Raw genomic sequence first — 14,300 nt, forward strand, 5'->3', positions numbered from 1 at the left:
CGCGCCACGCGCGCCGACGCGGCGGTCTCCGACCTGCAGCGCCGCCTGCAGGACGGCCGCCAGAAAGTCGCGACCCTGCAGCGCGACGTGCATGCGCTGCAGATCGACGTCGTCAAGCAGGCCGAGGTCGAGGCCCGCTTCAACCAGAGGAGCGGCCAGATCGCGGCGGACCTCGACGAGATCGCCGCGCAGGAAGCGGAGCAGCGCCAGGCGAAGGCCGAGGCGGAAGCGCAGTTCGAAGAGCTGGACATGGAACTCGCCGAACTGCAGGGCGCGCACGAAGACGGCCAGGTCGAGTTCCAGGAACAGGAGCGGATCCTTGCCGAAGCGCGCAACCGCCTGCGCGACCTGGAACGCGCGGCGCAGGAAGCCGTGTTCGCGGAAAAGACGCAGCGCACGCGCATCGAGGAACTCCGCCGCACGATCGCCACCGCCCAGCAGCAGGCGCAGCAAGTCCTGGAAAGCATCGCCGCCGGCAAGCTGGAACTGGAAGCGCTGGAATCCGGCGCGGCGGCCGAGGGCCTGCAAGGCCTGCTGGCAAGGCGCACGGAGCAGGAACGGCTGCTTTCCGATGCGCGCCACGAACTGGACCAGCTCACGCAGCAGTTGCGCGCGGCGGAAGAAGCCCGCATGGCGGCGGAGCGCGGCCTGCAGCCGCAGCGCGAGCGCATCACCGAGATGCAGCTGAAGGAACAGGCCGCGCGCCTGAACCAGGAACAGTTCGCGGAAGCGTTGTCGGCCACGGGTGCCGACGAGGCCGCGCTGTCGGAAAAGCTCGATCCGGAGCTGAAGCCGTCGTACCTGCAGGGCGAGGTCACGCGCCTGACGAATGCCATCGCGTCGCTCGGTGCCGTCAACCTCGCGGCAGTGGAAGAGCTGGCGCAGGCGACGGAGAGAAAGCGCTTCCTCGACGCGCAGAACAACGACCTGCTGGAGGCGATCGGCACGCTGGAAGGCGCGATCTCCCGCATCGACCGCGAATCGCGCGACCTGCTGCAGGACACGTTCGACCGCGTCAACCTGCATTTCTCCGAACTGTTTCCGATCCTGTTCGGCGGCGGCCAGGCCAAGCTCGTGATGACGGGGGACGAAATCCTCGACTCGGGCGTGCAGGTGATGGCCCAGCCGCCCGGCAAGAAGAACGCGACGATCCATCTGCTGTCCGGCGGCGAGAAGGCGCTGACGGCGACGGCGCTCGTGTTCTCGATGTTCCGCCTGAACCCGGCGCCGTTCTGCCTCCTCGACGAGGTCGACGCGCCGCTGGACGACGCCAATACCGAGCGCTTCTGCCGCATGGTGAAGCGCATGTCGGACCATACCCAATTCCTCTTCATCTCGCACAACAAGATCGCGATGGAGATGGCCAACCAACTGATCGGTGTGACGATGCAGGAGCAGGGCGTGTCGCGCATCGTGGCGGTGGACATGGAGTCCGCCGCGAATTTCGCTACTGAGGCACAAGCAGCATGACAGACTTTCAAATGAGCCTGATCGCGGCCGGCGGCGTCTTCGTCGTCGGCGTCATTAGTTACAACAAGTGGCAGGAGTACAAGGCCCGCAAGAGCGTCGAGCGCGCGTTTTCGCACGACCACGACGACGTGCTGATGAACGGCGGCTCGAGCGAGCGCGCGGAACCGCACGTCCAGCGGCACGAGCCCGTGCTGGACGGCGGCCCCGTGCCGGATCACGACGTGCTGATCGAGCCGGGCATCGTCGCCGAGCCGTTCCAGCAGTGCTTCCTCGCGGCGGAAATCGGCTTCGACGGCCGCCACGACGGCGGAGAAATCCTGGACGAAGACGTCGTCCGGTTGCGCCTGCAGGGCGGCGACGCGGGCACACAGGCGCGCCCGGCTCGTGCGCAGGGCCGCGCAAGCCGCGAGCGGATCGGCGTCGGGATGATGGAAATGCATGATCTACCTCACTCTCGTCGATGATGACGAGCAGTGTCCGGGCGACGCGGGGTTTTTCGTTTGATCTGCCTCAAGAGGCAGGGATTCCGGCTCCGGTAAATCGGCGCCGCACCGTCTCAGTGCGCGAGGAGGAGCGGCACGCGGAACCTTGCCGGCAGCTCGCGGGTGACGCCGCCGACCATCCATTCGCGGTAGTGGCTGTGGCCATACGCGCTTGATTCTAAGCACAGCCTTTAAGCATAGTTCAGACAGGCGGAACCGCAAATTGATTCCGTCAATGCCGTACCGCCGCGCGATCGAAAAAATCATCGGCAGAGCGCGCCGCACAAGCATATGCTTAAGTTGCATATACATATAGCGGAGACAACGATGAAATTCGGAATGCAACCAAGCCGCGTCAAAGCTCACCTGCACCTGTCGCACATCCACCGCCCGCATTTCCACATGCCGCACATGATGCACCGCGACTGGCATGCGTTCGAGCCTGTGCTGCGCGTCGCGCAGATCATCCTGCTGGTCGTGCTGGCCCTGCCGTTCGCGCAATTCGTCGCGAAAACGATCGTGTGGGCGTTCAGGTCGCTGTTCGGGTGAATCGATCAGCGAATCGATCAGCGAATTGAGCCGCGCAAACGGCGCGGCTGCTTTAGCATGAACCGGATCTGACCACGATCCGGACCACCATGCCATTGCCTTCTTCCGCCCGTCGCCGTTTCACCCTCCCGTTGTTGTCCGTTCCGCTCTGGTGCCATGCCGCGCCGGACGGCCGTCATCTGTCCATTCTCGACACCGGTGCCGTCGCCGACGGCGCCACGGTCAATACGCGCGCCATCCAGGCCGCCATCGACCGGCTGGCCGGGCAGGGCGGCGGCACCGTCGTCGTGCCCGCGGGCGTGTACGTCAGCGGTGCGCTGTTCCTCAAGCCAGGTGTCCACCTGCACCTCGACAAGGGCGCCGTGCTGCGCTGCTCGACGGACATGCGGCACTTCCCCGTCCAGCGCACGCGCATCGAGGGTCACTTCGAAGAACGCTTCAATCCCGGCCTGGTCAATGCGTCCGGCTGCGACGGCCTGACGATCACGGGCGAAGGTACGCTCGACGGCGCCGGCCGCCCGATCTGGGACCAGTTCTGGAAACTGCGCAACGCGTCGAAGGAGAAGGGCAACTTCCGCAACCTGGACGTGCCGCGCGCCCGGCTGGCGGTCATCGAAGGCTCGCGCGGCGTGACGATCGCCGGCATCACGTTCAAGGATTCGCAGTTCTGGAACCTGCACCTGTACCGCTGCCGCGACGTGGTCGTGAAAAACGCGAGCTTCGAAGTGCCGGACGATTACGTGCAGGCGCCCAGCACGGACGGCATCGATATCGACAGCTGCCAGGACGTACTCGTCGACGGCTGCCGCTTTTCCGTGACGGACGACTGCATCGCCGCGAAGGGCACGAAGGGGCCGCATGCGCTCGCGGACAAGAACAGTCCGCCGACGGAACGCATCCGCGTGCGCAACTGCACGTTCCGGCGCGGCCATGCGCTGTTCACGTGCGGCAGCGAGGCGACCGTCGTGCGCGACGTCGTCGTCGAACGTTGCCGCGTGCAGGACGTGGGCGCCATCGCGCATCTGAAGCTGCGGCCGGACACGCCGCAGCGCTACGAGGCCATTACGTTCCGCGACCTCGTGCTGGATTCCGGCAAGGGCGAGATCGTGGCGATCCGCCCGTGGAGCCAGTATTACGACCTGCAGGGCGAGGCGCCGCCGCATTCGTACGTTCGCGGCCTCGTGCTGGACGGCCTGCACGGCCGCTTCGGCGCGTTCGGCATCGTGGCGCCGAACCCCGGCCAGACCGACATCGCCGGGCTCGTGCTGCGGAATATAAATGTGCAACTAACCGACGAGCGGCTGCAGGTAAAAGACGCGGGCAAGCCGGTGGTGGAGAACGTCGTGGTCAACGGCAAGCCCTGGGTCGTGTAGGGCCTGCCGGCGTCCGGTTTCAACGTACCAGGCAGGGGCGTTTGTTGTCGAACTTCCAGCCCGGGATCAGGAACTGCATCGCGACGGCGTCGTCGCGCGCGCCCAGGCCCATGTTTTTATACGCCTGGTGGGCTTGTTCCAGTTCCGCTTCGTCCAGTTCGATGCCCAGGCCCGGTTTCGCCGGAACGTGCACGAGGCCGCCCTCGATCTTCAGCGGTTCCTTCGTCAGGCGCTGGCCGTCCTGCCAGATCCAGTGCGTGTCGATCGCGGTGACCTTGCCCGGCGCCGCCGCGCCCACGTGCGTGAACATGGCGAGCGAGATGTCGAAGTGGTTGTTCGAGTGCGAACCCCACGTCAGGCCGAACATCTGGCACAGCTGCGCCACGCGCACGGCGCCCTGCATCGTCCAGAAGTGCGGGTCGGCGAGCGGGATGTCGACGGATTGCAGCTGGATCGAGTGGGCCATCTGGCGCCAGTCCGTCGCGACCATGTTGGTCGCGGTCGGCAGGCCGGTGGCGCGGCGGAATTCGGCCATCACTTCGCGGCCGGAGAAGCCGTTCTCGGCGCCGCACGGGTCTTCCGCGTACGCGAGGATGCCGTGCTTGTCGCGGCACACGCGGATCGCTTCGGCCAGCGACCAGGCGCCGTTCGGATCGAGCGTGATGCGCGCGTCCGGGAAGCGCTCGTGCATCGCGATCACGGCATCCATCTCGTCGTCGGCCGGCAGCACGCCGCCCTTCAGCTTGAAATCGTTGAAGCCGTAGCGCTCGCGCGCGGCCTCGCACAGGCGCACGACGGCGTCCGGCGTCAGCGCTTCTTCATTGCGCAGCCGGAACCAGTCGTTGCCGGCATCCAGCTCGGCGCGGTAGGGGAGGTCGGTCTTGCTGCGGTCGCCCACGTAGAACAGGTAGCCCAGCATCTCGACGGCGTTGCGCTGCATGCCTTCGCCCAGCAGTGCCGCGACCGGCACGCCCACGAACTGGCCCAGCAGGTCGAGCAGCGCGGATTCCACCGCCGTGACGGCGTGGATCGTCGTGCGCAGGTCGAACGTCTGCTGGCCGCGGCCGCCCGCGTCGCGGTCGGCGAACGCGGTGCGCATCGCGTTCAGGACGTTGTTGTACTCGCCCAGCGTCTTGCCGACGACGAGCGGGCGCGCGTCTTCGATGGTCTGGCGGATCTTTTCGCCGCCCGGCACCTCGCCGAGGCCCGTGTTGCCCGCACTGTCCTTGAGGATGACGATGTTGCGGGTGAACCAGGGGCCGTGGGCGCCGGAGAGGTTCAGCAGCATGCTGTCCTGGCCGGCGACGGGGACGACGCGCAGTTCGGTGACGACAGGGGCGCTGGTAACGATGGTGGTCATGTTGGCTGTATCGGTAGGGGGACAAATCGTGCCCCATGATATCTTTCGATCGATTCAGCAGCAAACCAAATTAGGATGGCAAGTATCCAGAAATTGAATTTATTGCGTCCGAAACGTCGGCAAAACCTCGTCCAGGAACAGTTGCAGCACCGGGTTGTCGTGGTTGCGGCGATAAGTACATACCGTTTCGACGGGCTCGGTGGCCATCCGCCGCATGACGATGCCGTCGAATTTCAGGCGGGCGGCCCCTTCCGCGATGAGGGCGGCGCCGATCCCCGCGCGGACGAGCGCCAGCATCGTGTGCACCTGGCCGATGTGCTCGACGATGTCCGGCACGACGCCGGCGCGGGCGAAGCGCTCGCTGAGCATCTGGTAGAAGGGCCGCGCCTCGTACGGCGAATACATGACGAACGGCCGGCCGTGCAGGTCGGCCAGCGCGGGTTCCAGGGGCCACTGGTCGGCGTCGCGTTCGTGGATGGCCAGCATCAGGGACTCCGTTGCGATCAGCTGGCTGTCCAGGTCCGCACTGACGGGGTGCGGGCGCATCAGGCCCAGGTCCAGCTCGCCCGCGTTCAGCGCTTCCACCTGGGCCGTGCTGACGAGTTCCTTCAACGTCAGTGTCACGCCCGGCGACCGTTCGCGCAGGCGGCGGACGACTTCCGGCAGCAGGCTGTAGCCGGACGCGGACGTGAAGCCGATGGCGATGCTGCCCTGTTCGCCCTTCGCGGCGCGGCGGGCGGCAAACATCGCTTCCTCGGCGATCCGGAGGATGCGTGCCGCTTCCGGGAAAAACGCCTTGCCGGCGGCCGTCAGCCGGACCGTGCGGCTGTTGCGCTCCAGGAGCTGGGCGCCGACGTGGTGTTCCAGCAGGCGGATCTGGCGGCTCAGCGGCGGCTGCGTCATGTTCAGGCGCTCCGCGGCGCGGCTGAAATGCAATTCTTCGGCGACGGCGACGAAGCAGCGGAGCTGGCTGATCTCGAACATGGATGTCCTGGGCGATGGTTGGGGCGAGCGCAATTATGACCGATGCGCCGCCCATCCGGCCGCCCGTGGTATCGTCGGGCAGTGTCAAGGACATGCACAGGAGGGAACGTCATGGGTTTCGACCAGCGCAGCGCCATCGTCACCGGCGCATCCGGCGGCATCGGCCGGGCCACCGTGCGGCGCCTGCTGCAGGACGGGGCTGCCGTGATGCTCGCGGGCCTCCACCTGGACCGCCTCGACGCCACGCGCGCCGACCTCGGCAAGGAATTCGACCCCGCGCACATGGCCACCATCGCCTGCGACGTGTCGCGCGAAGACCAGGTCATTGCCGCCGTCGACGCGACGATCAGGCAGTTCGGCGGCTGGGACTACGTCGTCAACAACGCGGGCACGATGCTCTTCAAACCGATCGAGGAGCAGACGGAGCAGGACTGGCGCGGCATCCTCGACGTGGACCTGCTGGGCGCCTTCTTCTTCACCAAGCAGGCTTTCCTGCGCATGCGCCGGGGCGGCGCCATCGTCAACGTCTCCAGCGTCCACGCCGTCGAGACGGAACCCCTCGTCGCGCCGTATGCGGCGGCGAAGGCGGCGCTGCTGTCGCTCACGCGTTCGGCCGCGCTGGAAGGCAAGGCCAAGGGCATCCGCGTGAACGCCGTGCTGCCGGGCGCCGTCGACACGCCCATGTTGTGGGATAACCCGAACGTGAAGGCCGGCGTCGAAGTCATCGACAAGGCCGACGTCGGGGCGCCCGAGGACCTCGCCGCCGCCATCGCGTTCCTGCTCACGGACGAGGCCCGCTTCGTCGACGGCGCGTCGCTGCGGGTCGATGGCGCGCGGCTGGCGCGCCTGTAGCCGCGCCGCAAGTGGTAGGGTGGGCCCCCCGTGCCCACGCGTAACATTAATGCCAGCGTACCGGCATCAGCATCTTCGACCGGAACCAGCGCGCCAGCAGGTTGCCGCACATCCGCACCAGGCCCAGATGGCCCATCACGTGGCGCTGGTACGTGAGACCGTACATGGCCAGCGCGAACGGCCCTTTCACATGCAGGTGGCGGTTGCCGATCGCGCGGCGCAGGATGCCGACCGCGCCCGCCCGTCCCAGCGACACGAGCGTGCCGTAGTCGCGGTACTGGAAGCCCGGCAGCGTGTCCGGCACCTTGTGCGCCAGCAGCGTCGCCAGGTAGATCGCCTGCTGGCGCGCGGCCTGGGCGCTGGGCGGGGCCATCGCCGTCTTGTCCGGATTGAGCAGGGTGCAGCAATCGCCCATCGCGTGGATCTCGGGATCGGTCACGCTGCGCAGCCGGCTGTCCACGACCACCTGGTCGTTGCGGTTCAGCGCCACGTTCAGGCCCGTGCTGAAGCGCGGACCCTTCACGCCGGCCGCCCACACGGTGATCGCGGCGGGGAAGACGCGGCCGTCCGTCGTCGTCACTGCGTCCTCGCGCACTTCGGCGATCGCGGTGTCGGTGCAGATCTCGATGCCCATCGCGCGCAGCTTGCGCACGGCCAGGTTCGACGCTTCGGCGTCCAGCGACGGCAGCACCTGCGACCCACGCTCGACGATGCGGATGTGCACCTGGTGCGGCGACTCGAGACCCGCGAGGCCGTAGTGGGCCAGTGTATCGACCGTGTGGCGCAGGTCCGCCGCGAGTTCGATGCCGGTCGGGCCGGCGCCGACGATGACGATGTCCAGCAGCGGCGCGCCGGCATCCGTGCGGGCATTGCGGCGCCGTCCCGCCTGGGCGCACAGGCCGAGGAAGCGCTGGCGGAACGCTTCCGCGCCTTTCACGCTGTCGAGCGCGAGGCAGTGTTCCTGCGCGCCGGGGATGCCGAAGAAGTTCGTGACGGAGCCGTAGGCCAGCACGAGTCGTTCGTAATCGATGACGGTGTGGGCATCGGGCGCATCATCGAAACGGCTGCGCACGGTCAGGGTGCGGTGGGCGCGGTCGACGTCGACGACTTCGCCGCAGACGAACGTGAAGTGGTTGTCGATGGCCTGGCGCGCATAGTCGATCATGTGGTCGGCCGGGTCGATGGTGCCGGCGGCGACCGCGTGCAGCAGGGGTTTCCAGAAGTGGGTGGGGGCGCTGTCGATGAGGATCACGCGCTCCCGGTGGCGGGCGCCAAGGCGGCGTCCCAGGCGGGTGGCGAGTTCGAGGCCGGCGACGCCGCCTCCGACGATGACGATGGACTGCATGGTGTGCTCCCTTCTTTTTTCGAATCGATGCGGCACCGGGGGCTCCCCGCGCCGCGCCGCGTTCGCGCATCCGGCGGGAGCAGCGCCCGCGGATGCCGGGAAGACTGCTTTAGTGGGCCATGGTCTGCATTGCTACCTTGCGCATGTCCTTGCGCAAAACGGTCGCCTTGGGCGTGCGTACGCCGATGCGCGCGGTGCGGGCGGCGGCGATGGCGCGCGGCGACGTCGTCACGGCCAGCGCGGCGTCTGGCTGTACGCCCAGCTGGTCCAGGACCACGGAATACGGGGCCTTGTGGCCGCGCGCTTCGAAATCGGCGCCCGTCAGCACGACGGAAAAGATGTGGTGCGCGGTGTCGCCGAAGCGGCGGCGCAGCTGTTCGCCCGCCTCCTGGTGCGGCAGTTCGGAGATCAGGGCGCACGGCAGGCCGTCTTCGATCGCCTGGTCCAGCAGGCGCTCGGCGTCGGCCGGGACGCCGGTGGAACGGAATGCGGATAAGTCGAAGATGAACGCTTGTGCCGTCATGATGATCTCCTTTTGCAGGTCGTTGTCGCTTGAATTGTTTTTACTATACGGCTGGGCGGGATAAAATAAAAATAAATCTTTTTTAGAATTCGATAAGGTATAGCTTATGTATCCAGCCAGCTTCAAACAACTGCAGGCGCTGATGCTCGTGGCGCGTCACCAGAGCGTGTCGCGCGCGGCCGAGGCGATGCACGTGACGCAGCCGGCCGTGTCGCTGCACCTGAAACTGCTGGAGGAAGCGGCCGGCGTGCCGCTCACGCGCCGCCAGGGCCGCAACATCCAGATGACGGCCGCGGGCGAGCTGCTGGTGGGGTACGCGGAACGCATCCTGGGCCTGTGGGAAGAGGCGGGCGACGAGATCGCGGCGCTGAAGGGCGTCACGTCCGGTACGCTGCGCATCGGCGCGGTGATGACGGCGGAGCACCTGCTTCCGCCGATGCTGGTGCGCTTCACGACGGGCCGCCCGCACGTGCGCATCAAGCTGCAGGTGGGCTCGCGCCCGGAGGTGATCGGCATGCTGTCGCGCGACGAAATCGACCTCGCCATCATGGGCACGCCGCCGCGCGAATTCCCGACGAGCGCGAGCCGCTTCGCGCGCCACCCGATGGCGTTCTTCGTCGCGCCCGGCCACCCGCTGCTGGAGAAGGAGAACGTGACGCTGGCCGACATCGCGGCCCACAACCTGCTCGTGCGCGAACGCGGCTCCGGCACGCGCGCGGCGATCGAGCGGCGCTACGAGGAAGAGGGCGTGGCGCTCGCGATCGGGTCCGAGTTGTCGAGCAACGAGGCGATCAAGCAGATGACGGCGGCGGGCCTCGGCGTCGCCTTCCTGTCCGTCCACGCGTGCACGCTGGAAGTGCGCAACCGGCTGCTGGCCGTGCTGCCGGTGCCCGGCGTCGTCGTGCAGGGCGAATGGCACGTGATGCACAAGGCGGCGCGCGCGATTCCGACGGTGGCCGCGTCGTTCCACGAATTCATGGTGGAGCACGGCCAGCAGGTCATTTCGGACGAGCTGGAAAACATCGCGTGGCGAACCTGAATCCTTTGGCCGCCACGCGCGGCGCCGGCGCTCAGCGCGCCGATTTGCGGCGAGCCGCGGCCAGGCCGGCGAGGCCGAGTCCGAGCAGCGTCAGGCTGGCCGGCTCGGGCACCTGGGCGACGTCGAAGTCGACGTTGTCGATGGCGATATAGCCATTCGAGGGCGCGCCGGAGACGGTGACGGACGTGACGTTTTTCAGATTCGCAAACTGGTAGCCCTGGTAAGCATTGCCGAGCGAGATCGTGTCCGTGCCGTTGACCGTCAGGTCGAACGCGTTCACCGACGTGTACCAGCTCAGCCCCGCGTCGAATCCGTTGAGGGTGAAGGTGCCGCCGCCGGTCCTGGTGATGGTCACCGTGGCGTCGAGACCGTAGATCAGGTTGTTGGTGCCGTTGTCGGCCTTGCCGCCGCCGGGCGTCCAGACGTATGCGAAGCCGCCCGAGGACGTGAACGTCAGCCCGCCGGTGGACACCGGCAGTGTCGGCGTACCCGCCTGGTCGTCGAAGGTGATGACGCTTGCCTGCGCCTGGCTTGCGCCGAACGCCAGGAACAGCATTGCACCGATGAGTTTCAGAGAAGTGGTTTTCATGTCAGTCCTTGAGGTTTATAGATATTGACGGACATAAAGCAATATTGATGCCATTTGATAATAATCAATGAGTTATAGAAATTAATGTTGTCGTGTGTAAGTTTTTTCGACAACGCTTGCGGCGTTGCGCGGCCAGAATATATACTCCGTATATGGAACGTATATGAAAGGTAGGGACATGGGCATCGTGAACATCGAAGACGAGCTGCACGACCAGATCCGCAAGGCGAGCACGGTGTCGTGCCGCTCGATCAACGCGCAGGCCGCGTTCTGGGTCCGCATCGGCATGCTGTGCGAGCTGAATCCGACGCAGAGCTTCAACGAGATCATGGCGCGCGAGCTGAGGGCGGCGGGCGTCGTGCCGCAGGCGCTCAAGGTGGCGTCATGACGAAGCGGCCAGAGGAAGTCGCGCTGATGGCGGCGGCCGGCAAGCTGCTGGCGGATGTCTTCGCGCAGCTCGACCGGCTCGATCTCGCCGGCATGTCGACGATGCAGGTGAACGACCTGGTCGACGACTTCATCGTGAACACGCTGGGCGCGCGCCCGGCCAGCAAGGGCCAGTACGGCTATGCGTTCGCGCTGAATGCGTCACGCAACGACGTCGTGTGCCACGGCGTGCCGTCGCCGGCGGACGTCCTGCAAAGCGGCGACATCGTGAACTTCGACATCACGCTGGAAAAGAACGGCTACATCGCCGACTCCAGCAAGACCTACCTGGTCGGCGCCGTGGCGGCGCCGGCGCAGAAGCTCGTGCGGGTGACGTACGAGGCGATGTGGCAGGGCATCCGCGCCGTGCGTCCCGGCGCGCGGCTGGGCGACGTGGGCCATGCCATCGAGCGGCATGCGCGCCGCCACGGCTATGCGGTCGTGCGCGAGTACTGCGGGCACGGCATCGGGCGCGAGATGCACGAGCCGCCGCAGGTGCTGCACTGGGGCCGCCCGCAGACGGGCCTCGTGCTGCGCGAAGGGATGGTGTTCACGATCGAGCCGATGCTCAACGCGGGCCGCTCCGCCGTGCGCACCGAGGACGACGGCTGGACGGTGCGTACGTGCGATGGGGCCTTGTCGGCGCAGTTCGAGCACACCGTCGCCGTGACGCGCAGCGGCGTGCGCGTGTTGACCTTGCGGGCCGGGGAAACGATGCCCGCCTGACGGGGCCCATGATCACACGGCCAGCCGGCGCTGGCGGTCCGGCGCGGCTTCTTCGATCTGGAAGATGTTCACGACCGCGGAGAGCTCGACCGCCTGCGTGCGCAGCGATTCCGCCGCCGCCGCCGCTTCCTCGACCAGCGACGCGTTCCGCATCGTCATCTCGTCCAGGTGCGAGATCGCGCTGTCCACGCGGCCGATGTCGGCCTGCTGCGAGCGGGTCGCGCCGCTGATGCGGTCCATGATCTCGGTGACGCGCTGGACGCCGTCCACGACCTTGCGGATGGTCTCGCCCGCGTGGCCGACGAGCGAGGTGCCGGCGCCGACCTTCGCCACCGAATCCTCGATCAGGGCCTTGATCTCCTTCGCCGCGGCCGCCGAACGGTGCGCGAGGTTGCGCACTTCGCCCGCGACGACGGCGAAGCCGCGTCCCTGTTCGCCGGCGCGCGCCGCTTCCACCGCTGCATTCAGGGCGAGGATGTTGGTCTGGAACGCGATGCCGTCGATGACCGAGATGATGTCGACGATCTTGCGCGACGATTCCTCGATCAGGTGCATCGTGGTGACGACCTGGTCCACCGCCGCGCCGCCTTCCACGGACACCGACGACGCCGTCGTGGCCAGCGCGCTCGCCTGGCGCGCATCCTCCGCGTTCTGGTGGACCGAGGCGACCAGCTGCGCCATCGCGCCGGTGACCTGCTGCAGCGTCGCCGCCTGCGTCTCCGTGCGGCTGGACAGGTCGTTGTTGCCGCTCGCGATCTGGGACGAGGCCGACGCGATCGTCTCCGTGCCCGACCTGACCTTCGCCACGATGTCCGACAGGCCGTGGCGCATCGCGTTCATCGCATGGATCATGCTCGACGGCCCGGCGCGCGAGACGTCGACGCGGCACGTCAGCTGGCCGCTGGCGATGGCATGCGCCACCTCGGTGGCCTGGGCCGGTTCGCCGCCCAGCTGGCCAATGAGGCTGCGTACGATCACGACGCCGACGGCGGCGCACAGCAGCACGGACACGATGCTGAGACTCGTGATCCAGAAGCGCGCGCCTTTCGCCTCGAGGCTCGCGGCGGCGCTCGTGGCCGCGTTGTCGTGCTGGATGCGCTTGAGGAGCAGGTCCATGTCCGTGACGATCTGCCGGCGCAGCGGGCTGCATTCCTGCACGAGGAACTGGCCGTAGCCCTCCATGTTGCCGGCGCTGCGGTAGGCGCGTGGCCGTTCCAGTTCGGTGGCCATCTTGAGCATGCCCGCCTTGACCTTCGCATACTGCGCGTCGTTGCCCAGCACGGCGTCCAGCTTGCGCAGCGCCGCCAGGTAGTCGGCCTTGAACGTGTCGACGAGGGCCAGTTCGCGCGCGGCCGCCGCGTCGTCCTTGAACACGAAGGCATTGCGGGCCGCGATGCCGGTCTGGGCGAGCGCCTCGCGCGCCGCGTACAACGGTTCGAGTTCGCTGTCGCGCACCGCGTTCGCCTTTTGCAGCGCGCCGTCGATGCTGTTGACCCGGGTGACCGAGAGGACGGACACGATGAGCGTGACCGACAGAATGAGGGCAAACGCGACGTACAGCTGGGTCGCAATGCCGATGCGTTTCAGGAAATTCATCACGTCTCCAGCTGTTCTTGTTGCAGACTTGGCGCTGCGTGTTCAGTGTAAACACATTCGTTGCCCGAAATTTCTCGTAGGTACTAAAAATTTCCGTATGTAAGCAACTTGTTGTATTTGTGAGAATTCGCGTATTTTTGGCGGCCGAATGTGCCAATAAGATACGGCGCACGTTGAATTGTGGAATTTAATATTTCCGGATGTTACTATTCGGATCTTGATTCCTGGAGACAACATGTTCGCGCACCGGTTCCTGTTGGGCCTGCTGTTGCTGTGCCGGGCGGCTCTGGCCCACGCCGGCGACCCGCACGGCGACTTCGAGCGCGACCTTGCCGTCGCGCGCGAAGAGGCGTATGTCACGCCGAAGGCCGCGCTGCGCCGGGTCGACGCGTTGAAGTCAGGCCGGGAAGGGCGCGAACTGGGCGAGGCGCTCGTCGTCGCGAGCCGCGCGCACTGGTGGCTGCGCGACAAGGACCGGGCGCTCGACGCCGCGCTCCAGGCGGAACGGATCGGGCGCGAGACGCACGACGACGTGCTGCTGGCCGGGGCGATGCTTAGCCATGCCTATGCGCTCTCGAAGTTCGTGCACGACCAGCAGGCGGCGCGCCGCCTGATCGACAGCGCGGCGCGGCTCGCGGACAACACGCACGACACCTATCTGCGGACCCAGGCCCTGGTCACGCGCGGCCTGCTCGCCGAAGAAGACGGCAACACGGCGGACGGCCAGGAACTCCTGGCGCGCGCCGAGGCGCTGGCTCGGTCGGGCGATGATCCGGATGCATTGTCGATGGCGCTGCGCGAACGCGCCCGCCTGCTGGCCGCGGTGGGCAGCTACAAGGAGGCGCTGGCGCTTACCGACGAGATGATCAAGTTGGCCCGCGCACGCCAGCTCCCGGCCCAGCTGGCAAATGCGCGGCTGGCCGAATACGCGACGGCCGCGCGGGCCGGACAGCCCCGGCGCGCGGAGACCGCGTTGCAGGCCGCGG

At 67.0% G+C, this 14,300-nt stretch carries 13 protein-coding genes and 2 pseudogenes; 9 read left to right on the plus strand and 6 right to left on the minus strand.

Annotated features, from left to right (window positions below; translation table 11 throughout):
• The 4 genes and pseudogenes from ACEN88_RS10910 to ACEN88_RS10925 all read left to right on the plus strand — a co-directional run.
• Positions 1-1,470 (plus strand): annotated as a pseudogene (locus tag ACEN88_RS10910) (chromosome segregation protein SMC); the annotation flags it as partial.
• Entirely contained in the window at positions 1,467-1,934 is a 468-nt protein-coding gene (locus tag ACEN88_RS10915; RefSeq protein WP_413339530.1) for a hypothetical protein, read from the plus strand. The pseudogene ACEN88_RS10910 and the gene ACEN88_RS10915, both read left to right, overlap by 4 nt.
• A gap of 345 nt (positions 1,935-2,279) precedes the next feature.
• Entirely contained in the window at positions 2,280-2,501 is a 222-nt protein-coding gene (locus ACEN88_RS10920) for a hypothetical protein (RefSeq protein WP_413339532.1), read from the plus strand.
• An 89-nt stretch (positions 2,502-2,590) separates the two neighbouring features.
• Positions 2,591-3,874, plus strand: a complete 1,284-nt coding sequence (locus ACEN88_RS10925) for a glycoside hydrolase family 28 protein (RefSeq protein WP_413339533.1) — start codon at positions 2,591-2,593, stop codon at positions 3,872-3,874.
• 19 nt (positions 3,875-3,893) lie between these two features.
• Here the strand turns inward: ACEN88_RS10925 and gudD are convergent, their stop codons facing one another.
• Both gudD and ACEN88_RS10935 read right to left on the minus strand, forming a co-directional pair.
• The gene (gene gudD, locus ACEN88_RS10930; protein WP_413339534.1) at positions 3,894-5,234 is read right to left on the minus strand and encodes a glucarate dehydratase; all 1,341 of its coding nucleotides are present in this window, start codon (positions 5,232-5,234) and stop codon (positions 3,894-3,896) included.
• 99 nt (positions 5,235-5,333) lie between these two features.
• Positions 5,334-6,218: a LysR family transcriptional regulator gene (locus ACEN88_RS10935; protein WP_413339535.1), complete on the minus strand. Its 885-nt coding sequence runs from the start codon at positions 6,216-6,218 to the stop codon at positions 5,334-5,336.
• A 111-nt stretch (positions 6,219-6,329) separates the two neighbouring features.
• Here ACEN88_RS10935 and ACEN88_RS10940 point away from each other — a divergent pair, with 111 nt between their 5' ends.
• Positions 6,330-7,070, plus strand: coding sequence for an SDR family NAD(P)-dependent oxidoreductase (locus ACEN88_RS10940; protein WP_413339537.1), 741 nt, complete (start codon positions 6,330-6,332; stop codon positions 7,068-7,070).
• Positions 7,071-7,116: 46 nt separating this feature from the next.
• On the opposite strand, the gene ACEN88_RS10945 is transcribed toward ACEN88_RS10940, so the two are convergent.
• Positions 7,117-8,415, minus strand: a complete 1,299-nt coding sequence (locus ACEN88_RS10945; RefSeq protein WP_413339538.1) for an NAD(P)/FAD-dependent oxidoreductase — start codon at positions 8,413-8,415, stop codon at positions 7,117-7,119.
• A 109-nt stretch (positions 8,416-8,524) separates the two neighbouring features.
• Positions 8,525-8,938: a hypothetical protein gene (locus ACEN88_RS10950; RefSeq protein ID WP_413339539.1), complete on the minus strand. Its 414-nt coding sequence runs from the start codon at positions 8,936-8,938 to the stop codon at positions 8,525-8,527.
• A 106-nt stretch (positions 8,939-9,044) separates the two neighbouring features.
• Between ACEN88_RS10950 and ACEN88_RS10955 the strand changes: the two genes are divergently transcribed.
• On the plus strand, positions 9,045-9,977 hold the full coding sequence (locus ACEN88_RS10955) for a LysR family transcriptional regulator (protein WP_056124866.1): 933 nt from the start codon (positions 9,045-9,047) through the stop codon (positions 9,975-9,977).
• Between the two features lie 31 nt (positions 9,978-10,008).
• On the opposite strand, the pseudogene ACEN88_RS10960 reads toward ACEN88_RS10955, so the two are convergent.
• Positions 10,009-10,101, minus strand: a pseudogene (locus ACEN88_RS10960) (PEP-CTERM sorting domain-containing protein); the annotation flags it as partial.
• Positions 10,102-10,744: 643 nt separating this feature from the next.
• On the opposite strand from ACEN88_RS10960, the gene ACEN88_RS10965 reads away from it, so the two are divergent.
• Both ACEN88_RS10965 and map read left to right on the plus strand, forming a co-directional pair.
• The gene (locus tag ACEN88_RS10965) at positions 10,745-10,954 is read left to right on the plus strand and encodes a ParD-like family protein (RefSeq protein WP_056124858.1); all 210 of its coding nucleotides are present in this window, start codon (positions 10,745-10,747) and stop codon (positions 10,952-10,954) included.
• Positions 10,951-11,718 (plus strand): type I methionyl aminopeptidase, encoded by a 768-nt coding sequence (gene map, locus ACEN88_RS10970; protein WP_413339541.1) that lies wholly within the window; start codon positions 10,951-10,953, stop codon positions 11,716-11,718. Before ACEN88_RS10965 ends, map begins: the two co-directional genes overlap by 4 nt.
• A gap of 12 nt (positions 11,719-11,730) precedes the next feature.
• On the opposite strand, the gene ACEN88_RS10975 is transcribed toward map, so the two are convergent.
• A complete protein-coding gene (locus ACEN88_RS10975; protein WP_413339542.1) occupies positions 11,731-13,314 on the minus strand; it encodes a methyl-accepting chemotaxis protein in 1,584 nt (527 codons plus the stop codon).
• Between the two features lie 235 nt (positions 13,315-13,549).
• On the opposite strand from ACEN88_RS10975, the gene ACEN88_RS10980 reads away from it, so the two are divergent.
• On the plus strand, positions 13,550-14,300 hold a 751-nt coding region (locus tag ACEN88_RS10980; protein ID WP_413339543.1), incomplete at its 3' end, for a hypothetical protein.

The organism is Massilia sp. CT11-108 (genome assembly GCF_047302915.1).
In the GTDB taxonomy this organism is placed as follows: domain Bacteria; phylum Pseudomonadota; class Gammaproteobacteria; order Burkholderiales; family Burkholderiaceae_D; genus Telluria; species Telluria orientalis.

What these genes read in the sequence shown, in the direction of transcription:
- ACEN88_RS10915 (WP_413339530.1), top strand. Translation starts at nt 1,467, where the DNA reads ATGACAGACTTTCAAATGAGCCTGATCGCGGCCGGCGGCGTCTTCGTC.
- ACEN88_RS10920 (WP_413339532.1), top strand. Translation starts at nt 2,280, where the DNA reads ATGAAATTCGGAATGCAACCAAGCCGCGTCAAAGCTCACCTGCACCTG.
- ACEN88_RS10925 (WP_413339533.1), top strand. Translation starts at nt 2,591, where the DNA reads ATGCCATTGCCTTCTTCCGCCCGTCGCCGTTTCACCCTCCCGTTGTTG.
- gudD (WP_413339534.1), bottom strand. Translation starts at nt 5,234, where the DNA reads ATGACCACCATCGTTACCAGCGCCCCTGTCGTCACCGAACTGCGCGTC.
- ACEN88_RS10935 (WP_413339535.1), bottom strand. Translation starts at nt 6,218, where the DNA reads ATGTTCGAGATCAGCCAGCTCCGCTGCTTCGTCGCCGTCGCCGAAGAA.
- ACEN88_RS10940 (WP_413339537.1), top strand. Translation starts at nt 6,330, where the DNA reads ATGGGTTTCGACCAGCGCAGCGCCATCGTCACCGGCGCATCCGGCGGC.
- ACEN88_RS10945 (WP_413339538.1), bottom strand. Translation starts at nt 8,415, where the DNA reads ATGCAGTCCATCGTCATCGTCGGAGGCGGCGTCGCCGGCCTCGAACTC.
- ACEN88_RS10950 (WP_413339539.1), bottom strand. Translation starts at nt 8,938, where the DNA reads ATGACGGCACAAGCGTTCATCTTCGACTTATCCGCATTCCGTTCCACC.
- ACEN88_RS10955 (WP_056124866.1), top strand. Translation starts at nt 9,045, where the DNA reads ATGTATCCAGCCAGCTTCAAACAACTGCAGGCGCTGATGCTCGTGGCG.
- ACEN88_RS10965 (WP_056124858.1), top strand. Translation starts at nt 10,745, where the DNA reads ATGGGCATCGTGAACATCGAAGACGAGCTGCACGACCAGATCCGCAAG.
- map (WP_413339541.1), top strand. Translation starts at nt 10,951, where the DNA reads ATGACGAAGCGGCCAGAGGAAGTCGCGCTGATGGCGGCGGCCGGCAAG.
- ACEN88_RS10975 (WP_413339542.1), bottom strand. Translation starts at nt 13,314, where the DNA reads ATGAATTTCCTGAAACGCATCGGCATTGCGACCCAGCTGTACGTCGCG.